The 26,686-nt window shown below is 43.5% G+C and carries 31 protein-coding genes; all 31 read left to right on the top strand.

The features are described 5' to 3' along the window. The first annotated feature begins 22 nt into the window (after nt 1-22). The 31 genes from sucD to flhB all read left to right on the top strand — a co-directional run bounded on the left by sucD (nt 23) and on the right by flhB (nt 26,677). The gene (gene sucD / locus M3221_RS04040) at nt 23-925 is read left to right on the top strand and encodes a succinate--CoA ligase subunit alpha (protein WP_242232063.1); all 903 of its coding nucleotides are present in this window, start codon (nt 23-25) and stop codon (nt 923-925) included. Between the two features lie 66 nt (nt 926-991). Beyond that, the gene (dprA, locus tag M3221_RS04035) at nt 992-1,870 is read left to right on the top strand and encodes a DNA-processing protein DprA (RefSeq protein WP_251270257.1); all 879 of its coding nucleotides are present in this window, start codon (nt 992-994) and stop codon (nt 1,868-1,870) included. A 205-nt stretch (nt 1,871-2,075) separates the two neighbouring features. Continuing rightward, nucleotides 2,076-4,154, top strand: coding sequence for a type I DNA topoisomerase (gene topA / locus M3221_RS04030; RefSeq protein ID WP_251270255.1), 2,079 nt, complete (start codon nt 2,076-2,078; stop codon nt 4,152-4,154). Between the two features lie 143 nt (nt 4,155-4,297). Continuing rightward, complete coding sequence (gene trmFO, locus M3221_RS04025) at nt 4,298-5,602, top strand: FADH(2)-oxidizing methylenetetrahydrofolate--tRNA-(uracil(54)-C(5))-methyltransferase TrmFO (RefSeq protein ID WP_251270254.1); 1,305 nt, start codon at nt 4,298-4,300, stop codon at nt 5,600-5,602. 62 nt (nt 5,603-5,664) lie between these two features. Next, nucleotides 5,665-6,564 carry a tyrosine recombinase XerC gene (gene xerC / locus M3221_RS04020; RefSeq protein WP_251270253.1) on the top strand — a complete coding sequence of 300 codons (900 nt, stop codon included), beginning with the start codon at nt 5,665-5,667 and terminating at the stop codon, nt 6,562-6,564. Between the two features lie 14 nt (nt 6,565-6,578). Further along, a complete protein-coding gene (gene hslV, locus M3221_RS04015; RefSeq protein ID WP_251270251.1) occupies nt 6,579-7,118 on the top strand; it encodes an ATP-dependent protease subunit HslV in 540 nt (179 codons plus the stop codon). A gap of 29 nt (nt 7,119-7,147) precedes the next feature. Continuing rightward, entirely contained in the window at nt 7,148-8,542 is a 1,395-nt protein-coding gene (gene hslU / locus M3221_RS04010; RefSeq protein ID WP_251270617.1) for an HslU--HslV peptidase ATPase subunit, read from the top strand. Between the two features lie 20 nt (nt 8,543-8,562). Then, a complete protein-coding gene (gene codY / locus M3221_RS04005; protein WP_251270249.1) occupies nt 8,563-9,342 on the top strand; it encodes a GTP-sensing pleiotropic transcriptional regulator CodY in 780 nt (259 codons plus the stop codon). Nucleotides 9,343-9,578: 236 nt separating this feature from the next. Further along, a complete protein-coding gene (gene flgB / locus M3221_RS04000; RefSeq protein WP_311316122.1) occupies nt 9,579-9,977 on the top strand; it encodes a flagellar basal body rod protein FlgB in 399 nt (132 codons plus the stop codon). Continuing rightward, nucleotides 9,974-10,426 carry a flagellar basal body rod protein FlgC gene (flgC, locus tag M3221_RS03995; protein WP_251270616.1) on the top strand — a complete coding sequence of 151 codons (453 nt, stop codon included), beginning with the start codon at nt 9,974-9,976 and terminating at the stop codon, nt 10,424-10,426. Before flgB ends, flgC begins: the two co-directional genes overlap by 4 nt. A 21-nt stretch (nt 10,427-10,447) precedes the next feature. Further along, nucleotides 10,448-10,753: a flagellar hook-basal body complex protein FliE gene (gene fliE / locus M3221_RS03990; RefSeq protein ID WP_251270247.1), complete on the top strand. Its 306-nt coding sequence runs from the start codon at nt 10,448-10,450 to the stop codon at nt 10,751-10,753. A 36-nt stretch (nt 10,754-10,789) separates the two neighbouring features. Next, complete coding sequence (fliF, locus tag M3221_RS03985; RefSeq protein ID WP_251270244.1) at nt 10,790-12,358, top strand: flagellar basal-body MS-ring/collar protein FliF; 1,569 nt, start codon at nt 10,790-10,792, stop codon at nt 12,356-12,358. Nucleotides 12,359-12,367: 9 nt separating this feature from the next. Next, nucleotides 12,368-13,381, top strand: coding sequence for a flagellar motor switch protein FliG (fliG, locus tag M3221_RS03980; protein WP_251270243.1), 1,014 nt, complete (start codon nt 12,368-12,370; stop codon nt 13,379-13,381). Further along, on the top strand, nt 13,374-14,132 hold the full coding sequence (fliH, locus tag M3221_RS03975; RefSeq protein ID WP_251270242.1) for a flagellar assembly protein FliH: 759 nt from the start codon (nt 13,374-13,376) through the stop codon (nt 14,130-14,132). Before fliG ends, fliH begins: the two co-directional genes overlap by 8 nt. Before the next feature lie 3 nt (nt 14,133-14,135). Further along, entirely contained in the window at nt 14,136-15,452 is a 1,317-nt protein-coding gene (gene fliI / locus M3221_RS03970; protein ID WP_251270241.1) for a flagellar protein export ATPase FliI, read from the top strand. A gap of 3 nt (nt 15,453-15,455) precedes the next feature. Next, complete coding sequence (gene fliJ / locus M3221_RS03965) at nt 15,456-15,902, top strand: flagellar export protein FliJ (protein WP_251270240.1); 447 nt, start codon at nt 15,456-15,458, stop codon at nt 15,900-15,902. Between the two features lie 7 nt (nt 15,903-15,909). Then, nucleotides 15,910-16,527, top strand: coding sequence for a MotE family protein (locus M3221_RS03960; protein WP_251270239.1), 618 nt, complete (start codon nt 15,910-15,912; stop codon nt 16,525-16,527). Nucleotides 16,528-16,580: 53 nt separating this feature from the next. Further along, complete coding sequence (locus M3221_RS03955) at nt 16,581-17,933, top strand: flagellar hook-length control protein FliK (RefSeq protein ID WP_251270238.1); 1,353 nt, start codon at nt 16,581-16,583, stop codon at nt 17,931-17,933. Nucleotides 17,934-17,936: 3 nt separating this feature from the next. Then, entirely contained in the window at nt 17,937-18,602 is a 666-nt protein-coding gene (gene flgD, locus M3221_RS03950; RefSeq protein WP_251270237.1) for a flagellar hook assembly protein FlgD, read from the top strand. Nucleotides 18,603-18,615: 13 nt separating this feature from the next. Then, nucleotides 18,616-19,005 (top strand): TIGR02530 family flagellar biosynthesis protein, encoded by a 390-nt coding sequence (locus tag M3221_RS03945; RefSeq protein WP_251270236.1) that lies wholly within the window; start codon nt 18,616-18,618, stop codon nt 19,003-19,005. 76 nt (nt 19,006-19,081) lie between these two features. Continuing rightward, nucleotides 19,082-19,882: a flagellar basal body rod protein FlgG gene (gene flgG, locus M3221_RS03940; RefSeq protein ID WP_251270235.1), complete on the top strand. Its 801-nt coding sequence runs from the start codon at nt 19,082-19,084 to the stop codon at nt 19,880-19,882. A 61-nt stretch (nt 19,883-19,943) separates the two neighbouring features. Beyond that, on the top strand, nt 19,944-20,165 hold the full coding sequence (locus tag M3221_RS03935; RefSeq protein WP_251270234.1) for a flagellar FlbD family protein: 222 nt from the start codon (nt 19,944-19,946) through the stop codon (nt 20,163-20,165). After that, nucleotides 20,155-20,604 carry a flagellar basal body-associated protein FliL gene (fliL, locus tag M3221_RS03930; RefSeq protein WP_251270233.1) on the top strand — a complete coding sequence of 150 codons (450 nt, stop codon included), beginning with the start codon at nt 20,155-20,157 and terminating at the stop codon, nt 20,602-20,604. The genes M3221_RS03935 and fliL overlap by 11 nt, the downstream gene beginning before the upstream one ends. A gap of 31 nt (nt 20,605-20,635) precedes the next feature. Next, complete coding sequence (gene fliM, locus M3221_RS03925; RefSeq protein ID WP_251270232.1) at nt 20,636-21,637, top strand: flagellar motor switch protein FliM; 1,002 nt, start codon at nt 20,636-20,638, stop codon at nt 21,635-21,637. Further along, complete coding sequence (fliY, locus tag M3221_RS03920; RefSeq protein WP_396120252.1) at nt 21,627-22,802, top strand: flagellar motor switch phosphatase FliY; 1,176 nt, start codon at nt 21,627-21,629, stop codon at nt 22,800-22,802. The genes fliM and fliY overlap by 11 nt, the downstream gene beginning before the upstream one ends. Before the next feature lie 23 nt (nt 22,803-22,825). Beyond that, the gene (locus M3221_RS03915; RefSeq protein WP_242234436.1) at nt 22,826-23,191 is read left to right on the top strand and encodes a response regulator; all 366 of its coding nucleotides are present in this window, start codon (nt 22,826-22,828) and stop codon (nt 23,189-23,191) included. A 13-nt stretch (nt 23,192-23,204) separates the two neighbouring features. After that, the gene (locus M3221_RS03910; protein WP_251270231.1) at nt 23,205-23,876 is read left to right on the top strand and encodes a flagellar biosynthetic protein FliO; all 672 of its coding nucleotides are present in this window, start codon (nt 23,205-23,207) and stop codon (nt 23,874-23,876) included. After that, nucleotides 23,869-24,534 carry a flagellar type III secretion system pore protein FliP gene (gene fliP / locus M3221_RS03905; RefSeq protein ID WP_251270230.1) on the top strand — a complete coding sequence of 222 codons (666 nt, stop codon included), beginning with the start codon at nt 23,869-23,871 and terminating at the stop codon, nt 24,532-24,534. The genes M3221_RS03910 and fliP overlap by 8 nt, the downstream gene beginning before the upstream one ends. A gap of 12 nt (nt 24,535-24,546) precedes the next feature. Then, on the top strand, nt 24,547-24,816 hold the full coding sequence (fliQ, locus tag M3221_RS03900; protein WP_242234439.1) for a flagellar biosynthesis protein FliQ: 270 nt from the start codon (nt 24,547-24,549) through the stop codon (nt 24,814-24,816). Nucleotides 24,817-24,822: 6 nt separating this feature from the next. Then, nucleotides 24,823-25,599, top strand: coding sequence for a flagellar biosynthetic protein FliR (gene fliR / locus M3221_RS03895; RefSeq protein WP_251270229.1), 777 nt, complete (start codon nt 24,823-24,825; stop codon nt 25,597-25,599). Between the two features lies 1 nt (nt 25,600). Continuing rightward, on the top strand, nt 25,601-26,677 hold the full coding sequence (gene flhB / locus M3221_RS03890; RefSeq protein ID WP_251270228.1) for a flagellar biosynthesis protein FlhB: 1,077 nt from the start codon (nt 25,601-25,603) through the stop codon (nt 26,675-26,677). Nucleotides 26,678-26,686: the final 9 nt, after the last annotated feature.

Raw genomic sequence — 26,686 nt, 5'->3', positions numbered from 1 at the left:
CAATAGAAAGGCAGGTATAGGCATGAGTGTATTCATTAATAAAGATACAAAGGTAATTGTTCAGGGCATCACGGGCTCTACTGCCCTTTTCCATACAAAACAAATGCTTGAATATGGAACGAAAATTGTTGGCGGTGTTACTCCTGGTAAGGGCGGCACTGAAGTAGAAGGCGTACCGGTATTTAATACGCTTCAAGAAGCTGTGCAGGCAACAGGTGCCAACGCGTCTGTTATTTACGTACCGGCTCCATTCGCAGCAGATGCCATTTTGGAAGCGGTTGACGCAAATCTTGACCTTGCAATTTGTATTACAGAACATATTCCAGTACTCGACATGGTAAAAGTAAAACGTTATATGCAAGGCAAGAAAACACGCCTTGTTGGGCCAAACTGCCCAGGTGTTATTACACCGGATGAGTGCAAAATCGGTATCATGCCAGGGTATATCCATACAAAAGGCCATGTTGGTGTTGTATCACGCTCCGGCACACTTACGTACGAAGCTGTACACCAGTTAACACAAGCAGGAATCGGCCAGTCTACAGCTGTTGGTATCGGTGGTGACCCGGTGAACGGAACAGACTTTATTGATGTTTTAAAAGCATTCAATGAAGATCCGGAAACAAAAGCAGTCATCATGATTGGTGAAATCGGCGGTACAGCAGAGGAAGAAGCAGCCGAGTGGGTAAAAGCAAACATGACAAAACCAGTTGTCGGCTTTATCGGCGGACGTACAGCGCCTCCAGGAAAGCGTATGGGCCATGCTGGTGCGATTATTTCAGGCGGCAAAGGAACAGCTGATGAAAAAATCCGTGTTATGAATGAATGCGGCATTCAAGTAGCGGAAACTCCGTCTGTTATGGGTGAAACATTAATTAAAGTTCTTGAGCAGCAAGGACTTTTAGAAGAATGCAAAACACATTAATCGAAAACGAAGACGCCTGAATGATTCAGGCGTCTCTCTTTGCATGTATTAAAGGAGGGAAATGCGTTGCACCATACAACTAAGCAGCTTTTAAAACTGCAGTACTGCCCGGGTATCAGCTGGAAAGACCAATATGTATTATTAAAAAATGATCCTCATTTAAGCCATCTTCCCCGCATGACAGCCGCAGAATTTGCTGCAGCCACAAACCGTTCCATTGGACAAGCAGAAACCATTTTAAGCGGGTTTCATTCTCTTTCCTATCATCATCTTTATTCTTCTTTATTGGAGTCCTCTACAACCTTTATTCCCATTTATGACCCGCAATATCCTGAACCTTTAAAAATGCTCCCGCAGCCTCCGTGGGGCTTATTTGCTATGGGAGAAACGGCGCTTATGAGCAGCCGGAATATGCTTGCTGTTGTGGGAGCCCGCGATGGAAATGAATACGGAAAACAAGTACTGCAAATGCTAGTCCCTGCTTTAGTCAAAAGAAATATTACAATCGTCAGCGGGCTTGCTAAAGGAATCGACGCTTTTTCACATGAAGCTGCCCTTCAGGCAGGCGGCAAAACGATTGCGGTTATTGCAGGCGGATTTAGTCACTTCTACCCAAAAGAAAACAAACTATTAGCACATTATATTTCCAGGCAAGGTCTTATTTTATCCGAATACGCACCGAACCGAAAGCCGGAGAAATGGCAATTTCCAGCACGAAATCGGATCATCAGCGGATTGTCAAAGGGTGTGCTAGTCGTACAGGCGGCTAAAAAAAGCGGTTCACTTATCACTGCTTCTTTTGCACTTGAACAAGGCATTGATGTATTTGCAGTACCAGGACTAATTACCCATCCACTTTCAGAAGGTGTGCATGCTCTCATTGCGGATGGAGCCAAAATTGTTCATAGTGCTGACGATATTTTATCGGAATGGAGGCAGGAATAAAAAAACTTTTCGCGAAAACAGTTGCAATTCAGGTTTATATCATATAAATTTTGCAACAGAATGATTTTTGCAAAACATGTCCTGTTTTGTAATAAATAGAGAACGAAAATGAATAGCATAAATAAAGAAACGTTTGACAAACAAACCATAACCGCATAATAATATGTCTAATTATTCATTTTACCTCTCGGGGAGGCTTTATCTTATGTCAGATTATTTAGTAATAGTAGAGTCCCCGGCGAAAGCGAAGACAATTGAACGCTATCTCGGGAAAAAATACAAGGTGCGCGCATCCATGGGGCATGTTCGGGATTTGCCGAAAAGCCAAATGGGCGTAGACATAGAACATAATTATGATCCAAAATACATTACGATCCGCGGCAAAGGCCCGGTTTTAAAAGAACTAAAAACAGCTGCCAAAAGAGCGAAAAAAATCTACCTCGCGGCTGACCCGGATCGCGAAGGAGAAGCGATTGCCTGGCATTTGGCGCATTCACTAAACATTGATACGGCCTCTGACTGCCGGGTCGTGTTTAACGAGATTACCAAAGACGCGATCAAGGAATCTTTTAAGCACCCGCGGCCAATTAATATGGATTTGGTGGATGCCCAGCAGGCACGGCGGATTCTCGACCGGCTTGTCGGCTATAATATTAGTCCGTTATTATGGAAAAAAGTAAAGAAGGGCCTGAGTGCCGGACGTGTTCAATCAGTGGCTCTTCGCCTTGTGATTGATCGTGAAAATGAAATTAAAGTATTTATACCAGAAGAATATTGGACCATTGAAGCAGAATTTACAAAAGGAACGGATACATTCAGTGCTTCTTTTTACGGGTTAAATGGCAAAAAAGAAAAGCTTTCATCAGAAGCCGATGTAAAAAAAGTGCTGGCTGCGATTGAAGGGAATCAGTTTTCTATTCAAACCGTTACAAAAAAAGAACGCCGGCGTAATCCAGCTGCTGCGTTTACCACTTCTTCGCTGCAGCAGGAAGCGGCACGCAAATTAAATTTCCGAGCGAAAAAAACAATGATGCTCGCCCAGCAACTGTATGAAGGAATCGACCTTGGCAAGGAAGGCACGGTTGGTTTGATCACGTATATGAGAACGGATTCAACACGCGTCTCGGAAGTAGCGCAGTCGGAAAGCCTGGAGTACATCACTGCTCATTATGGAAAAGAATATGTGAAAGAGCAGGGGCAAAAAAGCGAATCAAAGAAAAAAGGTGCCCAGGATGCCCATGAAGCGATTCGTCCGACCAGCACGATGCGTGAGCCGTCCGCACTGAAAGATTTTCTTTCGCGGGATCAGCATCGCCTTTATAAGCTTATATGGGAGAGATTTATCGCGAGTCAAATGGCCGCGGCTGTAATGGATACCGTCAGCACAGATATTGTAAACGGTGATGTGATGTTCCGGGCAACGGGGTCAAAAGTAAAGTTTCCTGGCTTTATGAAAGTATATGTAGAAGGTACGGATGACACAAAAGAAGAAAAAGAAAACTTTCTGCCAAATCTCGAAAAAGGGGATACGGTGCAATCAAAGGAAATTGATCCAAAGCAGCACTTTACTCAGCCGCCGCCCCGTTATACAGAAGCCCGTCTTGTTAAAACGCTGGAAGAGCTCGGCATTGGGCGCCCGTCCACGTATGCACCTACTCTTGACACAATTCAAAAACGCGGATACGTGGCACTGGATAATAAGCGTTTTGTTCCGACAGAACTGGGAACGATCGTCCACGAATTGATGGCCGAGTTTTTTGCGGATATTATCGATGTAGAATTTACGGTGAAAATGGAACGTGACCTTGATAATGTAGAAGAAGGCATTAAAGAATGGGCAGCCGTTATTGATGAGTTCTACAAGGGCTTTGAAGGCCATTTGGAAAAAGCAGAAAAAGAAATGGAGCAGGTTGAAATCAAGGATGAGCCTGCTGGTGAGGATTGTGAAAAATGCGGCCATGAAATGGTCTTTAAAATGGGCCGCTTTGGGAAGTTTATGGCATGCAGTAACTTCCCCGACTGCCGAAATACAAAAGCCATTGTCAAAGAAATCGGCGTAAAATGCCCGAAGTGTGCAGAAGGTAATATAATAGAAAGAAAAAGTAAAAAACGGCGTATTTTTTATGGCTGTGACCAATTCCCAGGATGCGATTTTCTATCGTGGGATAAGCCAATTGAGCGCCCATGTCCGAAATGCGGTAAACTACTCGTTGAGAAAAAGCTGAAAAAAGGCGTGCAGATTCAATGCACGGAATGTGATTATAAGGAACAGCCGCAGTCTTAAAACGGTGAAAGCCGCCTTGTTTGGAGCAAAACAAGGCGGCTTTTTGCATGGACGACAACATTTTGCTTTTTTTCTACAAGCAGGTAGTGTACAATGCTTAATGGACATACGGGTACGTACCTTTAAAGCAGGGGGAAACAACGATGAATCAACCAATTAACGTAATCGGAGCGGGACTTGCGGGCAGCGAAGCCGCTTTTCAAATAGCAGAACGGGGCTTGCAGGTCCGCTTATACGAAATGCGCCCGGTTAAACAAACACCAGCGCATCATACAGATAAATTTGCCGAGCTTGTGTGCAGCAATTCATTGCGGGCAAACGGGCTGACGAATGCGGTTGGCGTGTTAAAAGAAGAAATGCGCCGTTTAAATTCAGTGATTATCAGTTCAGCGGATGCATGTGCGGTTCCGGCGGGCGGTGCACTGGCTGTAGACCGGCATGAATTTGCGGGACACGTAACAGAGCGGGTGAAAAATCATCCGAATGTAACCGTGATTAATGAAGAAGTAACGGAAATTCCAGAAGGGATTACCGTTATTGCAACAGGTCCTCTGACAACGAGCGGATTAGCTGAAAAAATAAAAGAGCTTACAGGGGAAGAATATTTATACTTTTATGACGCGGCAGCACCGATTGTCGAAAAAGACAGTATTGATATGAATATTGCGTATTTAAAATCCCGCTATGACAAAGGGGAAGCGGCTTATTTAAACTGCCCGATGAATGAAGAAGAGTTTGACCGTTTTTACGAAGCATTGATCGCGGCAGAAACGGTGCCGTTAAAAGAATTTGAAAAAGAAATTTTCTTCGAAGGCTGTATGCCGATTGAAGTTATGGCCAGCCGGGGCAAGAAAACCATGCTGTTTGGCCCGATGAAGCCGGTCGGACTGGAAGATCCACGTACAGGAAAGCGTCCATACGCAGTAGTACAGCTTCGCCAGGATAACGCGGCCGGAACACTTTACAATATTGTTGGTTTTCAAACCCACTTGAAATGGGGGCCGCAAAAAGAAGTGCTTCAGCTTATTCCGGGACTTCAAAATGTAGAAATTGTTCGTTACGGAGTAATGCACCGCAATACGTTTATTAATTCACCAAAAGCGCTGCTGCCAACTTATCAGCTAAAAAGCCGTCCAACACTTTTCTTTGCCGGACAAATGACTGGCGTGGAAGGATATGTAGAGTCAGCGGCAAGCGGCTTAATGGCAGGAATTAATGCTGCAAGGCTGGCACTTGGACAGGATCCGGTAACCGCACCGCAGGAAACAGCTATTGGCGGCATGGCACACTATATTACGCATACATCCCCGGATAATTTTCAGCCGATGAATGCCAACTTTGGGTTGTTCCCGGCGTTGCCAGAGAAAATTAAAGGCAAAAAAGAACGGTACGAAGCGCTCGCTGGGCGGGCTTTAGAAACAATTCAAACTTTTTCGAAAAGTTTGTAAATTTCTTGCGAAGGGCTGCTGACATATGCTATTATGTAGTAGCCCTTTTGTGAGGTGGGAAAATGTCTAAACTTTTCAAAAATTATACAAACTCTTATTTTGCTTACCTGCAAATTGAAAAAAACAGCTCTGTTCATACGGTAAAGAATTATCGTGATGATCTGGAGCACTTTTTTATGTTCATGAATGAACAGCTTATTACAGAATTAACAGATGTAACGCATCAAACAGCGCGCTTATATTTAACCTTGCTTCATGAGAAAAAAATGGCGCGGGCGTCTGTTTCACGAAAAATATCGGCCCTTCGCGGGTTTTATCGTTTTTTAATGAGGGAAAATGTCGTAACGGAAAATCCGTTTTTGCTTGTGCATCGGCCGAAAGGAACAAAGAAGCTCCCGTCTTTTTTTTATGAAGAGGAAATGAAGGAGCTATTTGAAGCGGCAGAAGGGGCAGATCCCCTGTCTATCCGAAATCGGGCGCTGCTTGAAATCTTGTACGGGACGGGTATTCGTGTCAGTGAGTGTGCGGCGATTGAGCTGCCCGATTTGGATGCGCGCCTCGGTGTTCTTCTTGTCCATGGAAAAGGCGGGAAAGAAAGGTACGTGCCATACGGCAGTTTTGCAGCAGAGGCTGTGGAACATTACAATCAAAACAGCCGGCCCCTTTTAATGAAGAAAAATGAACATAGTAAATTGTTTGTGAATTTCAGGGGTGCACCAATCACGACTGGCGGAATCCGCCATATTTTAAATGATTTAATTCAAAAAGCTTCGTTATCAGGGAAAATTCATCCGCATATGCTAAGGCATACGTTCGCAACGCATATGTTAAATAACGGCGCGGATATGAGAACGGTACAGGAGCTGCTTGGGCATGCCAGCCTTTCGTCTACCCAAATGTACACACATATTACGAAAGAACACCTGCAGCATACATACCGCAATCATCATCCACGTGCATAAAGGAGAGAGAAGAAGTGGGAGAATTTCATGCAACAACGATATTTGCTGTTAAGCACAATGGATCTTCAGCGATGGCTGGAGATGGACAAGTAACGTTTGGCAACGCGGTTGTAATGAAGCACACGGCTAAAAAAGTACGTCGTCTTTTTAATGGAAAAGTCGTCGCTGGCTTTGCCGGATCAGTTGCGGATGCGTTTACGTTATTTGAGCTTTTTGAAAAAAAACTGAATGAATACAGCGGCAACCTGCAGCGGGCAGCTGTCGAGCTTGCCAAGGAGTGGCGTACTGATAAAATGCTTCGCCGCCTGGAAGCCATGCTCATCGTGATGGACAAAGACAATTTACTGCTTGTATCGGGTACAGGCGAAGTCATTGAACCGGATGACGGCATTTTAGCGATTGGATCGGGCGGGAATTATGCTTTGTCAGCAGGACGGGCACTCAAGCAATATGCTGTACAGCTAACTGCGGCGGAAATTGCAGAAGCCGCCTTGAAAACGGCAGCAGATATATGTGTATACACGAACCATAATATTATTGTGGAAGAACTGTAGTGAGGAGTGAAAAAATGAAGCCAAATACGATGAATATGACACCGCGCCAAATTGTCGAGCGTCTTGATCAATATATTGTAGGACAAAAAGAAGCGAAAAAGTCTGTCGCTGTTGCGCTTCGTAACCGGTACCGCAGAAGTTTGCTTGATGAAGCGATTCGTGATGAAGTCGTTCCGAAAAATATACTCATGATTGGGCCGACTGGGGTAGGGAAAACAGAAATTGCCCGCCGTATGGCCAAGCTTGCAGGTGCGCCATTTATTAAAGTGGAAGCCACAAAGTTTACCGAAGTGGGCTACGTCGGCAGGGATGTTGAATCAATGGTGCGGGATTTGGCTGAAACGGCCGTCCGGCTCGTCAAAGAAGAAAAGATGAACGAAGTAAAGGAACCGGCCAAAGAAGCGGCCAACCGCCGTCTTGTCGAGCTGCTTGTTCCATCACGCAAAAAAAGCACATCGGTTAAAAATCCGTTTGAAATGCTGTTTGGAGGACAGAACAGCCAGCAGGAAGAATCAGATGATGCAACTGAAGATATGTCTATTTTTGAAAAACGCCGTGCAGTTGAGCAAAAGCTTGCAGCCGGAGAACTTGAAAATGAAACCATTACGGTGGAAGTGGAAGAGCAGCCGCCTTCTATGTTTGATTTGTTTCAAGGCTCCGGAATGGAGCAAATGGGAATGAATATGCAGGATGCTCTTGGCGGCCTGATGCCGAAAAAAAAGAAAAAGAAAAAGCTTGCTGTGAAAGACGCCCGCTCTGTGCTGGAGCAGGAAGAAGCCCAAAAGCTGATTGATATGGATGAGGTTACACAGGAAGCAGTTAGACGTGCCGAACAAACCGGGATTATATTCATTGATGAAGTGGATAAAATAGCGGTAAAAGGCGGTGCATCTTCAGGAGCCAATGTTTCGCGCGAAGGGGTTCAGCGCGACATTCTGCCAATTGTAGAAGGGTCAACCATTGTGACGAAATACGGGACGGTTAAAACAGACTATATTCTATTTATCGCAGCAGGCGCCTTTCACATGTCTAAGCCGTCTGATTTAATCCCAGAGCTGCAAGGGCGCTTCCCGATCCGGGTTGAATTAGAGAAGCTGTCAACAGACGAGTTTGTTCGAATTTTAGTAGAGCCGGATAATGCGCTTCTTAAGCAGTATAAAGCATTGCTTGAAACAGAAGGCATCCATGTTGAATTTACAGATGAAGCTGTTCAGCGCCTGGCCGAAATTGCTTTTCATGTGAACAGTGAAACAGACAATATCGGTGCCCGCCGTCTGCATACAATCATGGAAAAGCTGCTTGAAGATTTATCTTTTGAAGCACCAGATATTACGATGGAAAAAATCACAATCACACCCCAATACGTAGATGAGAAATTATCTGCTATTTCACAGAACAAAGATTTAAGCGAATTTATTTTATAATCAATCGGAGGAACTGCATCATGAATCTTTTAGAGAAAACAAGAAAAATTAATCAAATGCTGCAAAACGCGGCAGGCAAAACGGTGAACTTTAAAGAAATGGCTGAATCCCTTTCTGAAGTAATTGAAGCGAATATTTTTGTCGTGAGCCGCCGTGGAAAACTGCTTGGCTTTGGCGTAAACCAGCAAATTGAAAACGAGCGAATGAAACAAATGCTCGTTGAACGCCAATTTCCAGAGCAATACACAAAAAGCCTGTTTAATTTAACTGAAACATCATCCAACTTAGATGTAAACAGTGAATACACCGCTTTTCCAGTGGAAAACAAAGAGCTGTTTCAAAACGGCTTAACAACGATTGTGCCGATCGTAGGTGCTGGTGAGCGTCTTGGTACACTTGTACTGGCTCGGTTAGAAGAACAATTCCATGATGATGATTTGATTTTAGCGGAATACGGAGCAACAGTCGTTGGAATGGAAATTCTTCGTGAAAAAGCGGAAGAAATGCAGGAAGAAGCCCGCAGTAAAGCGGTAGTGCAAATGGCCATCAGCTCTCTTTCCTACAGCGAGCTGGAGGCAATCGAGCACATTTTCGAAGAATTAGATGGGAAAGAAGGACTGCTGGTTGCGTCTAAAATTGCAGACCGTGTGGGCATTACCCGCTCTGTTATTGTAAACGCGCTTCGTAAGCTTGAAAGTGCCGGGGTGATCGAATCACGTTCGCTTGGTATGAAAGGCACATATATCAAAGTCCTAAACAATAAATTCTTGATGGAATTGGAAAAACTGAAATCAAATTAACAAAAAACACCTGCAGTTACAAATACTGCAGGTGTTTTTTTTTATCAATTTTTTATGATAATAATCCCAAAATTGTTTAAGAATGAGAGTATTATGTCAATTTATTCTTTAGTTATAGGAAATATGAAATTTTTTTGTTATTTTTGTTAAGTAGGTGTCGAAAAATGTCTTTTATGTTATATTTCTTTAAGTGTATAATTTATTAACAAATTAACTAAAGAATTCAAGGTACTGGAGTGGTTAAATTGAACCTGTTTTCAAATTCAATCACTTCTTTAGAACGAGGTTTGGATTACGCGGCTTTAAAGCAAAGAACGATTGCTGATAATATTGCCAATGTTGATACACCAAACTATAAGGCTAAAGAGGTAAACTTCAAGAAAATATTGGAAAATAATCAAAATGATTTTAAAAATAACCGAACAGATCAGCGTCATTTTGTTTTTTCCGCTCAATCACCAAACCATGTCATTATGACTGCACGAAATATGTCCTACAACGAAAATGGAAATAGTGTAGATTTAGATGCCGAAATGTCCAAAATGGCAGGAAATCAAATTTATTATAATGCACTGACAGACCGGCTTAGTTCAAAGTATGCTTCTCTGACAAATATCATAAAAGGAGGCAGATAAATATGTTTAACGGAATGAACATTACGGCATCTGCCCTGACTGCACAGCGTCTGCGTATGGATGTTATTTCTTCTAATATGGCAAATGCTGAATCTACCCGGGCAAAGCTCGTGGAGGGGGAATGGCAGCCTTATCAGCGTAAATCCGTTGTGCTGCAGCCAAAAGGAAGTTCGTTTTCAAGCTTTTTGCAGATGGCGTCAAATCGCCAGGAAGCAGAAAACGGTGTAAAAGTGACTAAAATCATTGAAGATACAGAAACACCTAATAAAATGGTTTATGACCCAGAACATCCTGATGCGAATGAAGAGGGCTATGTAAGTATGCCAAATGTAGACCCTTTACGGGAAATGGTTGATTTAATGAGTACAACCCGCTCCTATGAGGCGAATGTTACAGTTTTCAATGCTTCGAAGGCTATGATGACTAAAGCGCTTGAAATTGGGAAATAAGGAAATAAGGAGATGATTTAAATGGCGATTGAAGCATTAAATGCGGTTTCTACACCTGCGATCGAAACAGCTGCTTTAAAAAAAGCAGCTACACCCTATGAATCTCAGCAAAAATTCGCGGATTTTTTAAAAGATTCATTGAATACTGTGATGAAAACAGAAGCGGAGTCAAACTCGCTGACGGCAAAAATGATCAATGGTGAAAATGTCGATATCCATCAAGTGATGTCAGCCGCTCAAAAATCAGGCATCACCATGCAGTTAACATTGGAAGTCCGTAATAAAGCTGTAGAAGCTTATCAGGAAATGATGCGGATGCAGATGTAATAGATCATGACCGAATGAAGTGACCGGGGGATTGTAATGAACGAAAATATAAAACAACAGCTTGCAAGAATAAAAGAATATTGGAACAGCCGGTCAAAAAAACAAAAAGTGATTGGAATATCATCCTTTACTCTTTTTGTTATTGCGTTGTCACTAATCGTTTTTTTGACTAACAGAACGACAATGGTTCCTCTTTACAGCGAGCTTGCTCCTTCAGAGATCGGTGCTGTGAAAGAAAATCTGGATGGGCGGGGTATTCCGTACGAAGTGACTGAAGGAGGAACAGGTATCCTTGTGCCGGAAGAATCCGTCGATACGCTCAAAGTGGATCTAGCCGCTGAAGGCCTTCCGCAGTCCGGTACGATCGATTACAGCTTTTTCAGCGAAAATGCCGGGTTCGGAATGACGGACAATGAATTTAATGTTCTTAAGCTTGATGCGATGCAGACCGAGCTTAGCAATCTTATTTCTGAGATTGATGGAGTAAAAGATGCGAAGGTAATGATTAACCTGCCGCAGCAGCAAATTTTCGTTACCGATGAAGCAGAAAAAGCATCTGCTTCGGTTGTGCTGAATACAGAACCAGGCTATCAATTTGATGAAAAACAAATTAAGTCCCTTTATCACTTAGTATCCAAAAGTGTCCCGAACCTTCCTGTCGAAAATATTGCCATTATGAATCAAAATTTTGAATACTACGACCTTGCGAGTGCAGGAAGCAGTTCGGGCGATTCATTCGAACAGCAGCTGGCTGTGAAAAAACAAGTGGAACGCGACGTGCAGCGGCAGGTACAAAGTATGCTTGGTACACTGATGGGCGCGGACAAAGTGGTTGCAACGGTTACAGCCGATATTGACTTTACCCAGGAGAATCGAGAAGAAAACCTGGTAGAGCCGGTTGACGAAGAAAACATGGAAGGTATCCAAATCAGTGCTCAAAGAATCACCGAAACCTATTCAGGAGATGCAGCAGGCGCAGGAGGCGTTCCGCAGGCAGAAGAAGAAGGGGACACAGCCACTTCTTACCTTGAAGGAGCAACAGGTACAGGTGATTACGAGCGGACAGAGGAAACGGTCAATAACGAAGTAAACCGGATTCGCCGGGAAATCAAAGAAAGTCCTTATAAGATCCGCGACTTAGGTATCCAGGTTATGGTGGAGCCGCCAACGCCGGATGATCCAAACTCCATGCCTGATCAAAGCGTGGAAGAAATCCAGCAGCTGCTCGGCAACATTGTCAGAACGTCTATTGATGAAAGCTACAATACTGACTTAACAGACCAGGTACTTGAAGATAAAATTACGGTTTCAGTTCAGGAATTAAATGGGAAATTTGCATTTGAGGAAGAAGAAACATCCTCTATTCCATGGTGGGTATATCTCATTGGGGCTATTCTTCTTGTCATTATTGGTGTGCTCATCTTTATGATGGTAAGAAGACGCCGTGAGGAAGAAGAAGAGTTCGAGGAAGAATTAGAAGAAGAGATTGAAGAACTGTTGACTGAAACAGAGAGCAGCACAAGACGGAAACAGTTAGAAAAAATGGCGAAAGAAAAACCAGAAGAGTTTGCAAAACTGCTTCGTACTTGGCTGTCTGAGGAATAGGAGGGCAATATGGCGATACGTGAGAAGAAACTGACTGGAAAACAAAAAGCCGCAATCCTGCTTATTTCTCTTGGGCCGGATTACTCGGCTTCTGTTTACAAACATTTATCAGAAGAAGAAATTGAACGGCTGACACTGGAAATTTCGGGTGTGAAAAAAGTAGATACCGAGATTAAAGAAGAAGTGTTCGAAGAATTTCATAATATTGCATTGGCACAGGATTATATTTCCCAGGGTGGGATCGGTTATGCCAAAACTGTTCTTGAAAAAGCGCTCGGAACAGATCAGGCGCAAAATATCATTAACCGTTTAACATCGTCCCTGCAGGTTCGGCCGTTTGATTTTGCTCGCCGGGCAGATCCGGGACAAATATTAAACTTTATTCAAAATGAACACCCGCAGACGATTGCTTTGATTCTTTCTTATTTGGATCCGCAGCAGGCAGGGCAAATTTTATCGGAGCTGCCGCAGGAAGTTCAAGCGGATATCGCAAAAAGAATTGCCATTATGGACAGCACGTCTCCAGAAATTATCAATGAAGTTGAAGCGATTTTAGAACGGAAATTGAGCTCAACGGTAACCCAGGATTATACACAGACAGGCGGAGTAGAAGCGGTCGTTGAAGTGTTGAATGGTGTAGACCGCTCAACGGAAAAAACAATTTTGGATGCACTTGAAATACAAGATCCTGAATTGGCAGAAGAAATTAAAAAGCGCATGTTTGTGTTTGAAGATATTGTTACACTGGATAACCGCTCTATTCAGCGTGTTATTCGCGACTGTGAAAATGAAGACTTGCTGCTTTCTCTTAAAGTTTCAAGCGAGGAAGTGCGTGAAGTGGTTTTCCGCAATATGTCTCAGCGAATGGTGGAGACGTTCAAAGAAGAAATGGAATATATGGGTCCTGTCCGGCTTCGTGATGTGGAAGAAGCGCAGTCACGAATTGTTGCGACGATTCGCCGTCTAGAGGAAACGGGAGAAATTATCATTGCTCGTGGCGGAGGAGATGATATTATTGTCTAATTTTGAACGGTATGAGTGGCCGATAGAACAAGAAGCGGGTACACGAATCATTGGCATAAAGCCTATTTACACACGCAATGAACAAAAAGAAACAGTTGCACCGGATTTTTCTCATGAACGATCACAAGTGTTAGAAGAAGCAAACCGCCAGGCACAAAAAATCTTAGAAGAGGCTGAAACGAAGCGGCAGCGGATCGAACAAGAATCTGCCGCCTGGCAGCAAAACTGGGTGCAGGAAAAAGAACGACTGCAAAAAGAAGCCTATGACCAGGCGTTTCAGCAGGGAGCAGAACAAGGAAGAGCAGCCGGATACAATGAGATGAAAGAGCTGATTGAAGAAGCGCATTCTATCGTGGCATCTTCGAAAATTGAATACGAAAAAAATGTTGAGCGGTCAGAACGGACCATCATAGAGCTTGCTGTTATCTGCGCAGAAAAAATTCTGCGTACAGAGCTTGACCAAAACGAAGATGCTTTTATGAGTATCATTCGTTCAGCATTAAAAGAAACAAAAAACCAAAAAGAAATTCAAATTCATGTTCATCCAGGAAAATATGAATTGGTCATTTCACAAAAAGATGAAATAGAAGCTCTATTCCCAAATGAAATCAACTGCTATATTTTTCCGAATGAAGAAGCGGGGGAAAACGCCTGCTTTATTGAAACATCCAATGGCCGAATTGATGCCGGTGTTGATACACAGCTGCACCAGCTGCGTAAAACGCTGCTTCAATTGCTGGAGAGTGAATAAGAGATGAAAGCACAGGACTTAAAGTATGTGATCCCAACTCTTGATTCGTTTAAAAGATATGGACGGGTAAAAAGGGTTGTCGGCTTAATGATTGAATCACAGGGTCCAGAAAGCTCTATTGGTGATATTTGTTTGATCCATTCGAAAGACAATAAACGAACCATTATGGCCGAGGTAACCGGGTTTCGGGATGAAATGATGATCTTAATGCCATACCGGAATATAAACGAAATTTCACCGGGCAGCCTTGTAGAATCACTCGGTCACCCTCTTCAAGTAAAATCAGGACCGGCTTTGATCGGCAAAATTATTGATCCGCTTGGAGAACCCTTTGACGATTCTGTACTGCCACGGACGTTGACGCCGATTGAAACAGAAGCAGATCCGCCAAATCCGATGACAAGACCGCCAATACGGGAAAAGCTTGAAGTTGGTGTACGGGCTATTGATGGGATGCTGACAGTCGGGAAAGGTCAGCGGGTCGGTATTTTTGCAGGAAGCGGTGTTGGGAAAAGCACACTGCTTGGCATGATTGCCCGCAATACAAAAGCAGATTTAAACGTCATTGCTTTGATTGGAGAGCGCGGTCGTGAAGTGCGTGAATTTATTGAACGGGATCTTGGCCCCGAAGGAATGAAAAAGTCGATTGTAGTCGCCGCCACTTCAGACCAGCCGGCATTGATGCGTATTAAAGGAGCATTTACCGCTACAGCCATTGCTGAGTACTTTCGGGATAAAGGGTTGAATGTCATGCTTATGATGGATTCAGTCACGCGGGTTGCTATGGCACAGCGTGAAATCGGGCTGGCCGTTGGAGAGCCTCCTGCCACCAAAGGATACACGCCATCGGTTTTTGCAATTATGCCAAAGTTGTTGGAACGCACAGGAACAAACGAACATGGAACGATTACTGCTTTTTATACAGTGCTCGTAGATGGTGATGACATGAATGAACCGATTGCAGATGCCGTGCGGGGAATATTAGATGGACACATTGTGTTAGACCGTGAGCTTGCGAACAAGGGGCAGTACCCAGCTATAAACGTATTAAAAAGTGTCAGCCGTCTTATGCCCCATATTGTCAGCCGAAGCCATTATGATGCGGCAGTAGCAGTAAGGGATTCGTTAAATACGTATTTAAACTCTGAAGATTTGATTAACATCGGTGCATATAAAAGAGGGTCATCCGCTGAGATTGATAGAGCCATTCAAAACTATCTGCCGATTCTCTCGTTTTTAAAACAGCGGACGGATGAGCAGGCCGGACTGGACGAAACAGAAGCCGGTTTAGTTCATCTAGTCCAAGGAAGGGACAGTTAATGCATGTCATTTAATTATAAATTCGAGAAAGTTATGCAGCTTCGTGAACGTGAAAAAGAGGAGGCTGAGAACGTATTTAGAGAAGCACAGAGCCAATTTGAAACGGAAGCAAACAAACTGTATGGGCTGTTGAAGAGAAAAGAAGATTTAATCGCCGTGCAGGAACAAAAAATGAAATCCGGTTTTTCTGTACTCGATATTCAGCACTATCAGCAATTTATCTCGAATTTGGAAAAATTAATTGATCAGCAGCAACGAGTGGTTGTAACAGCACGCGGCCGGATGCAGTGGTGTGAACAGCAGCTAAAGGAAAAAAATATAGAAGTAAAAAAATACAGCAAAATCCGAGCGAATGAATTAACGCATTATCGCAAATGGGCAGCTTCAGAAGAAGCAAAGCAAATGGACGAGCTTTCATCCATTCAGTTTATGAACCGAAAGATCAGGTGATGAACACATGGCAGGAAAAAAGAGAAAAAAAGTTCCGGCTGATATGGAGGAAAAAAACAGTTACAACCCTTTTCAATGGCTGCTGTTTATCGTTGTTATTCCCTTGTTGTTTGCGCTGACTGTTGGTTTGGTTGTCATGACGATTGCCGGCGTGAACGTATTTGAAAAAACAAAGGAAGTAGCAGCGAATATTCCTTATGTATCAGAATGGACTGGAGCAACCGAACAAGACGGTAAAACAGACAGCGAAAAAGTAGTAGAGCTGCAAGCGGAAATCAAAAACAAACAAGCAAAAATTGATCAGCTGTCGGATGATCTTGAAAGCTCCAAAGCGGAAATCGAGGAATTGTTAACAGAGCAGGACCGGCTGAATGCCCAGCTTAAGCAGCTTCAGAACCAGCAAACAGAAACAGCCGAAACGGAAGAAAAAAGTGCGGCGAACAATGTTGCCAAAACATATGAATCAATGGATGAAGAAAGCATTGCCGGAATTATTACGAACTTAACAAACAATGAAGCAGTCGCGATTTTGCAGGAATTAAGTGTTGAAAAACAAGCAGCTATATTTGAAAACCTAGACGCGAAAAAAGCCGCTGAATATACAAAAATATTATCGAACGAATAAGGAATATGAAGTAAAATGTGAGATAATGCGGGAGGAAAAAAGGGGGGTGACAAATGATGCGGATTACTTTAGGTACTAGTTCTTTATCACTATCTAATGGACCTCTGTTAAATCCAGCCGGAGCAGGCGGCGCAGGAGGATTTGGCAGCCTGCTGCTTGGCTCTATTCAACAAGCTGTTCAAAACCCGGCTGTTTTGGGTCCATCCACAAGCACTGCTTCCAACGACTTGTCTGCTTTGTTGGCTTCTTTGTTCAATAGTGCCAATGGCTCTGAGCCGGCAGAAGAACTAGTTGGAAAAAAAGCGGAGCTCTTAACACTAGCCGAAGAGCTTGTTGAAAAAGGAGAAATGCCCACGCTTCAAGAACTGGCGGTTCTACTGCAAACGGATATGGAAACATTGAAGCATTCCCTCCAAAAGCTGATTCACGCAGTAAGTGGAAGTGCAGAAGAAGCGGGTTTAGAGAACCCATTAGAGGATACCGGCAAACCGGAAACAGATGAAACGCTGTTGATTGAACAGTTAACAGCTTTAATAAATCAGCTTAGTGAACAGGTGCCGCTTTTATTAAAAGAAGCCGATAAGCCATTCGTCGTAACAGCCATAAGGGCAGCACAGCTCATAAACTATTTTGCCCAGCATATACAAAAGCCGGAGCCTCGTTTTCAAGCATTGCAAACCGCATTGGAAAATACAGAAGCGCTGGTAAAACAGCAGCTTAATAACGTCCTGCCACAAACAAAACAAACGGGACTGCAGAGTGCTGATGGTCTTCAAGCCAACACCACTCCTGTAAATCAAGCGAGTTTGCAGGCAGCATTTACAAATTATAAAAAAATTCACGGGCCAGGAGAATCGACTGAAAGCAAAGCCGCTGCTGTAAAGCCGGCTGCACAGGCTGCAGAAGTTGTGAACCCGTTGTTGCATCCGCTCTCTAAAACAGAACAGTTTGTGATGAGTGTGAAAACAACGCCGCGGCCAATGAATATGGAGCAGTTTATTCAAAAGTTTGAACAAATTTTGGGCAGCTCTAACATGCTGAAAATGCCAAATGGAACAAAAATGCTGATTAAGCTTTATCCGGAGCAGCTTGGTTCTCTCCGTATTGAACTGCTTCAGCAAAACGGGGTAATGACAGCTAAAATTTTATCATCGACTCAAACAGTGAAAGAACTGCTTGAACAAAATGCCCACCAGTTAAAGCATGCATTCAGCCAGCAAAACGTGACAATCGATAAATTGGACATCATAAGTCCGGAAACGAAACAGCAGCTGTTTGACCGAGGTGCCCAGCAGCAGCGCCAGCAGGAACAAAAACAGCCGGAACAGGAATCGGCAGAGCAGAACGAGACTGAAATGCTCTCTGCCTTTGAGGAAGCATTGCAAAACGTTACATTGGAGGTGTAATAGATGTCGAAAATTGATCCTTCGCTTTATTTGGCCAATAACCCGGCTCAAACGAAACAAACCGGCAACAGTTCGCTCGGCAAAGATGAATTTTTAAAAATTTTAATGGCGCAGCTGCAAAACCAGGATCCGCTTAATCCGATGGAAGACAAAGAGTTTATTGCACAGATGGCCCAGTTTACATCATTGGAGCAAATGGTGAATATGACCTCAATGATTGAAAAAATGGTGCAATCGCAAACCGCTTCTCAAATGATTAATTATCAGTCATTTGTCGGCAAAGATGTAACATGGCATAAATTGACGGACCAGACAGATGAAAATGGACAGCCGATTGTGGAAACAGGAAATGGCACAATCGCCTCTATCAAGTTTGCTGGTGAAAGCGTCCAGTTTACGTTAACAGATGGAACGGTCCTCGAACCAGCGAATATTTCTGAACTAACCGGCGGGACAAGCTCAACAGGATCGACAGGATCGAGCAGCGCAGTCAGTTCAAATCCATTAGTGGAAGCGAGCTATTTAATTGGCCGCACTGTCACATGGGGCGCAGAAGGTGATGGACAAAGCGCGGCTGTTCAATCCGTTTCGATGAAGGACGGACAGATTTGGCTGCAGCTTGCAAATGGTGAAAAAATCACGGCTTCTACTCTGACAAAGATCGAGTAGGCGGGTGACGAGAATGAAAGCAGTCAATCCAATCATTCATGGAGTACGCCAGCCCATCATTCCGCCAGCTAAAAAGCAGTCAGCACAAAACACTGTCTCAACATTTAATGAAACCTTTAAAACGGCCACCGCAACACCAAAAGAGCTGATCATTTCCAAGCATGCCGCGCAGCGGTTAACAGAGCGGGGAATTCATTTAAATGAAAAAGAATGGAACTTGATTGGCGAGAAACTTTCCGAAGCTAAGTCAAAAGGGGTAACCGATTCACTCGTTGTACTGAAAGATGCTGCGCTTGTGGCAAGTGCACAAAACCATACCATTATTACGGCGATGAACCGCGAAGAAGCAACTGCACATCTTTTTACCAATATCAATGGCGCTATTCTTATGGACACACTTTAAACTGGCTGGACCGAACAGGAGGCCAACCGTCTGCTGACCGATTGACGCGGACGAATTCGAAAGGAGAAAAGAACTTATGTTACGTTCAATGTACTCAGGAATCAGCGGAATGAAAAACTTTCAAACAAAGCTTGATGTAATCGGGAATAACATTTCCAATGTGAATACGCATGGATTTAAAAAAGGAAGAACAGTTTTTAAGGATATGGTCTCTCAATCTATTGCAGGAGCAAGTGCACCGGTTGCGGCTACTAAAGGAGGGACAAACCCTAGACAAGTCGGGTTAGGCGCCCAGTTAGCAGCTATTGATACAATTCAGACTCAAGGTTCCTTGCAGACTACCGGCCGTGCATTAGACCTTTCTATATCAGGAGATGGATTTTTTCAAGTCACTGATGGCACCAATACTTTATATACAAGAGCGGGAAATTTCTATATGGATCGAGAAGGGAACATTGTAAATTCAGACGGATTATACTTGCAGGGTGCGAATGGAGCTATCGAAATTCCGACTGATGCTCAGAGTATGAGCATTGATGCTAATGGAGTTGTAAGCTATGTAGATACGGACGGAGAATTGCAAGAAGTAGATACAATTCAAATTGCTAAATTTGCAAATCCAGACGGTCTTCAAAAGGTAGGAGAAAATTTATATGAAGAAACAGTCAACTCAAATGCTGCAGGAGAGATTATAGTTGCCAATCCAGGTGAAGATGGAACGGGCACGATCGTGGCTGGTGCTCTAGAAATGTCCAACGTAGACCTTTCCGAAGAATTCTCAGAAATGATCGTAGCACAGCGTGGTTTCCAAGCAAATACACGTATTATTACAACATCAGATGAAATTTTACAGGAATTAATGAGCATGAAGCGTTAATTGCTTCTTTACTTTCAAATGCAGGGGAGGGACAGGGCTGGCACGTTCAGCCCTGGCATACATGATTACTGTAACAAAACTGAACGGCAAGCCGTTCTCGCTAAATGCTATTTACATAGAAACGGTGGAAAGCTTTCCGGACACCACAATTACACTAACCAATGGAAGAAAGTATGTTGTTCTCGAACCGCATGAACAGGTAAGGGCGGATGTTGAATCGTTTTATGCACGCATTTCGCTTCTAGGAAAAGTAAAGGCGGAGGAGGAACAGGATGGAGAATGAACAAAAAGCGCCGAAAAATAAATTACTTACTATTATGATTGTGCTGCTAGCCGTTATCCTGCTGGCCGGCACGATCGCCGTAATTATTATTTTACGTGCGTCAGGCGGAGAAGAAGCTCCAAAAGAGCCATCTATTGATGAAGTGCTTGAATCGTCTGTGGATATTCCTGAAATGACAACAAACCTTGCTTCGGAGGACTTTATCCGTATTTCGTTTAAAATTCAAATGGACAGCAAGGAAGCGATGGAAGAAATGACAAAGCGGGACTTCCAGGCGAAAGATATCATTATTCAAAAGTTATCGGAAATGACAGCAGATGACTTAAAAGGCGAAGCTGGAAAACAGAAACTAACGGAAACGCTAAAAACAAATTTAAATAGTATTATGCAGGAAGGGAAAGTAGAGAAAGTATACATTACTTCCTATATCATTCAGTAACGATACCTGCACTTGATCGGAGGTGAGACGATTGTCAGGAGAAATCTTGTCTCAAAATGAAATTGATGCCCTCTTGTCTGCTTTGTCAACGGGGGAAATGAATGCGGATGAGTTAAAGAAAGAAGAAGCAGAAAAGAAAGTAAAGGTATATGATTTTAAACGTGCCTTGCGGTTTTCAAAAGACCAGATTCGAAGTTTAACAAGAATGCATGATAACTTTGCCCGGATTTTGACGACATTTTTTGCGGCACAGCTTCGTACGTACGTGCAGCTTGAAGTGGTATCTGCTGATCAAATTCCTTACGGAGAGTTTATCAGCTCGATTCCAAACCGGACGATTTTAAATGTATTTGAAGTTCCGCCGCTTGAGGGACGGATCCTAATGGAAGTAAATCCGAACGTCGCTTATGCGATGCTGGACCGTCTTCTTGGCGGACGGGGTGTAAGTGTCAATAAAGTAGAAAATTTAACAGAAATTGAAACGCGGATCATGTCGAACATGTTTGATCATGCTTTTGAAAATTATCGAGAAGCATGGGCTAATGTTGTAGAAATCGATCCAATCGCTACTGATTTTGAAGTGAATCCGCAATTTCTGCAAATGGTTTCCCCAAACGAAACCGTCGTAGTGATCTCGTTAAATACAACGATTGGGGAAACAACAGGCATGATCAACATTTGTATTCCGCATGTTGTCTTAGAACCTATTATTCCAAAGCTTTCTGTACACTACTGGATGCAAAATCCTGACAAAAAAGAACGCAGCCCACAGGAAGCGCAAAATTTGGACAGCCGGATCAAAAAAGCTTCCCTGCCGGTTATCGCAGAGCTTGGCCAAACGGCTATCACGATTGAAGAGTTCTTAACGATGACAGAAGGAGATGTGATCAGCTTAAATACAGTAGTTGGCGACGCACTTACGATAAAAGTAGGGAATGTACCGAAATTTTCAGCACAGCCCGGGCGTGTAAACCGCAAACTGGCTGTGCAGGTGCTTGATTATGTGAAAGGAGGGGAAGATGATGATGAGTGATGATATGCTCTCACAAGAAGAAATTGATGCATTGTTAAGAGGCGGAGACAGCGATGATACAGAAGAAAGCGCAACACTTGAAGCCACTAAAAATGTAGAAAAATATTTAGACGCATTCGAACAAGATACGCTTGGTGAAATCGGCAATATCTCATTCGGCAGCTCAGCAACGGCTCTTTCAAGCCTGCTAAACCAAAAAGTGGAAATTACAACACCTACCGTATCAGTTGTAGAAAAAAGCCGGTTAAAAGATGAGTTTCCACATCCGTATGCGGCGATTGAGGTTCAATACACCGAAGGGTTTGCCGGGGCAAATTTACTTGTGATTCATCAAAATGATGCGGCTATTATTGCCGATTTAATGCTTGGTGGAAGCGGAGTAGGCATAGCGCCTGATTTAGGAGAGCTGCAGCTAAGTGCCGTGCAGGAAGCGATGAACCAAATGATGGGTTCAGCTGCTACTTCCATGTCAACTATTTTCAATAAAAGGGTGGATATTTCCCCGCCGTCGATTTCTCTTTTAAATTTACATGAGGGAGAGGGAGAGGAGACGATTCCAGAGCAGGAGCTGCTCGTTAAAATATCGTTCCGCTTAACAGTGGGGGACCTGATTGATTCAAATATTATGCAGCTGATCCCGCTTCAGTTCGGGAAGCAGCTTGTCACAGAGCTGATGAATCCAGCGCCGCAGGAAGCGGCACCGCCGCCGATTCAGCAGGCTCCGGTAACGAAACCGGCTGCTGCCCAGGCGCCACCGCCGCCTGCGGAGCCTCCGTCTATGCCGGCGAGACCATCTCAGGAACCGGTTTATATGGGCCAGAATGCAGGCAGACAAGCTTCTGAGGCAAAAGTTGAAACGGCCGTTTTTTCTTCGTTTCAGTCACCTCAGCTTGGAGATCAGGAAGCGCGCAACTTAAATATGCTGTTTGATATCCCGCTTCAGGTAACGGTCGAGCTTGGCCGTACAAACCGAAACGTGAAAGATATTTTAGAATTAACATCCGGCTCTATTATTGAACTGGATAAATTGGCTGGAGAGCCAGTTGATGTACTCGTTAACAACCGTTTAATCGCCAGAGGCGAAGTGGTTGTAATAGAAGAAAACTTCGGCGTCCGGATTACAAATATTGCAAGTCCGGCTGATCGATTAAAAAATTTAAATTAAATTGAATACAGGGGGTTTTTCTGATGAGTAATCGAATTTTAGTGGTGGATGACGCCGCATTTATGCGCATGATGATCAAGGACATTTTATCGAAGAATGGATATGAGGTAGTAGGCGAAGCTGAAAATGGTGCGCAGGCTGTTGAAAAATATGCTGAATTGAAACCGGATCTTGTAACAATGGATATCACAATGCCGGAAAAAGACGGGATTGCTGCCTTGAAAGAAATTAAAGCAGCAGATGCCAGCGCGAAGATTATCATGTGCTCAGCTATGGGGCAGCAGGCAATGGTTATTGATGCGATTCAAGCAGGAGCCAAGGATTTTATTGTCAAACCGTTTCAGGCTGATCGAGTGATCGAAGCTATTTCTAAAGTGCTTTCTTCTTAAGGTGTGATGGTTCATGAACTTATTTATAAAAGTGGCTTTTGCGCTTTTATTAGCGTTTGTGTTGTTTTCCGGCAATGAGATCGTTGCCGGAGCAGCGCTTTCCGATAAAAGTAGTGTACAAGATTGCATAAACAATCCAGATTCGTGCCAGCAGGAACAGCCGGCCGCGAACAACAGCCAGGATAATGCCGATGAAAATGCCACCGCTTCAGTCGGGGTCAGTTTTTGGGAAATTATTCGGGTGATTGCGGCACTTGCTTTTGTAGTGGCGCTTCTTTATTTTCTGCTTCGGTTTGTGAATAAAAAAAGCCGTTCTTACCAGGAAACGCATATTGTCCGGCATTTAGGCGGTACGCCGCTTGGAGGCAGCCGGTCCATTCAAGTTGTAAAAGTAGGAGATCGCGTCCTGGTTTTAGGAGTAGGAGACGATGTATCCCTTTTAAAAGAAATTGACGATCCGGCTGAGCGAGGGGACTTAATCAGCCGCTATGAAGAACAATCAGAGAAAATGATTCAGCCTGCTGAATTTGTGAGCAAGCTGAAAGAACGGCTGGGCAGACAGAGCGAAGAAAAAGAACCTGCTTCATTCAAGCAGGAATTTGAGCAAAAAATGCATGAGCTCAGAAAAAAACGGGAGCAGGCTATGCGGGAATTGGCAGACAGGGAGCGGAAACAAGATGAATGAATTTATGGAAATATTTAATTCAAGCGACCCGGAAAATGTATCAACATCTGTTAAATTGCTGCTAATGTTAACCGTTTTATCCCTGGCGCCGAGTATCTTAATTCTCATGACTTGTTTTACACGAATTGTCATTGTGTTATCGTTTGTCCGGACAGCTCTGGGCACGCAGCAAATGCCGCCAACACAGGTTTTACTCGGACTTTCCCTTTTTTTAACCTTTTTTATTATGTCTCCGGTTTTACAGGAAGTGAATGAAGAAGCATTAACACCGCTTTTTAATGAAGAAATCAATCTTGAAGAAGCATACTCGCTGGCGAGCGGCCCATTTAAAGAATTTATGAGCGAGCAGACCCGCCAAAAAGATTTACAGTTGTTTTTGGATTACACTCAGGCAGAGCAGCCGAAATCGATTGACGACATTCCACTGACAACGCTTGTGCCGGCTTTTGCACTAAGCGAAATCAAAACGGCTTTTCAAATTGGTTTTATGATTTTTATTCCGTTTCTTGTAATCGACATGATTGTGGCAAGTGTCCTTATGTCTATGGGAATGATGATGCTGCCGCCCGTTATGATTTCCCTTCCTTTTAAAATCCTGCTGTTTGTTTTAATTGATGGGTGGTATCTCGTAATAGAATCCTTGCTTCAAAGCTTTTAGGAAGGTGACAACATGAATACAGAAATGGTTCTTTCCCTGGCTGAAAAAGGGGTATATACAACTTTAATTGTATGCGCGCCGCTTTTGCTTCTGGCACTTGGGATCGGTTTGATTGTGAGTATTTTTCAGGCAACAACGCAAATTCAGGAGCAGACGCTTGCGTTCGTGCCAAAAATTGCGGGTGTTTTAATCGGCCTGATTTTTTTTGGCCCATGGATGCTGGAGCGAATGATCACCTATACATCGGATATTTTTACTAATTTAACGAGATTTGTTGGTTAAACAAGTATGACAGAATTAATGCCAGATCCATCTCTTTTTTTGCTTGTCCTTGTCCGTATATCGGCTTTTTTTGTGACCATGCCGTTGTTTTCATATCGGACCATTCCCGCACAGCACCGGGCTGCTTTTTCGTTAGTGCTTGCCTGGACGATGTATTACACGATCGATGCCGCACCCATTGAAATCAATGGGGAATATATTTTGCTTATTTTAAAAGAAGCTATGGTGGGTCTTTTAATTGGCATGGCCGGATTTATCGTTTTATCGGCTATTCAAATTGCCGGCGGCTTTATTGATTTTCAAATGGGTTTTGCGATTGCCAATGTTATTGACCCGCAGACAGGGGTTCAAAGCCCGCTGATGGGCCAATATTTATACATGTTTTCGTTATTGATGCTGCTTGCCTTAAATGGGCATCACCTTATTTTAGATGGCATTTTCTACAGCTACCAGCTCATCCCGATCAACGAGCTCACTTTTCCATTTGGCAGTCAGGAAACGGCTCATTATATGGCGAGAACGTTCAGCAGTGTATTTGTGATCGCTTTTCAAATGTCAATGCCTGTAGTGGCCGTTTTATTTTTAACGGATGTGATGCTTGGTGTGGTAGCACGAACCGTGCCGCAGCTAAACATCTTCGCAGTGGGCTTTCCATTGAAAATTGGGGTGGCCTTTGCGGTTATGTTTATTGTAATGGGTGTGATTTTCACGCTTGTTCGTCAGTTGTTTCAAATGATGCTTCTCACTATGCGGGATTTAATGACGATTTTTGGAGGCGGATAACGTGCTTAAATTAGATTTACAGTTTTTTGCAGGTGAAAAAACAGAAAAAGCCACGCCGAAAAAAAAGCAGGATTCCCGTAAAAAAGGCCAGGTTACAAAAAGTCAGGACTTAAACACAGCGGTCAGCCTGCTCGTTCTGTTCGGTTTTTTATCGCTGTTTGCTGCGTCAATGGGCAGAAACATTTTTCATATGTTTGAACATTCGCTTAAAACTTACATGATGATGGAAGTCACGGAAGCAAACTTAAAAACGATTGTATTTGAAATTATGGAACAAGGTTTAATGATTGCCGGTCCATTTATGGCAGCGGCAGTGGCGGCGGGAGTCGTTGCCAATTATGCCCAGGTAGGATGGCTGGTTACAGGCGAGCCTATTAAACCAAAGCTTGACAAGCTGGATCCGATCAAAGGATTTAAACGGATTTTTTCGATGCGGGCGATTGTAGAGTTGTTAAAATCAATCTTGAAAATTGGTTTTGTCGGTACGGCCGCTTTTGTTATTTTATGGTCAAATATGGATGAAGTGTTGAAGCTGGCCCTAAAGCCTATTCAAGATACGCTTCCGTTTGTCGGTTCCATTACTGTACAAATGGGTTTAGCCGCCGCCGCCGCATTACTCGTTTTAGGGGTTTTGGATTACCTTTACCAAAAGTATGATTTCGAAAAAAGCCTGCGTATGTCCAAGCAGGATATTAAAGATGAGCATAAAAACTCAGAAGGTGACCCGCTCATTAAATCAAAAATCCGCCAGACGCAAAGAGAAATGGCTATGCGCCGAATGATGCAGGAGGTGCCGAATGCAGACGTCGTGATCACCAACCCGACTCACTACGCCATTGCGCTAAAGTATGATGAATCCAAAAGGGATGCACCGTATGTGGTGGCCAAAGGCACAGATTATCTAGCGCAAAAAATTAAATTTGTGGCTAAAGAAAATGACGTCATGATGGTTGAAAACCGGCCGCTTGCACGGGCTCTTCATGATCAAACGGAAATAGGTGATTCAGTACCGGAAGAATTCTTTAAAGCCATTGCTGAAATTCTAGCATACGTATATCGAATAAAAAATAAATTGTAGTTTTTCGTT

Origin of the sequence: Domibacillus indicus (assembly GCF_023715895.1) — a bacterium.
Taxonomy (GTDB): Bacteria; Bacillota; Bacilli; order Bacillales; family Domibacillaceae; genus Domibacillus; species Domibacillus indicus_A.
Note: the sequence above shows the minus strand (reverse complement) of the source record. Positions and strands in the feature narration are given on the sequence as shown.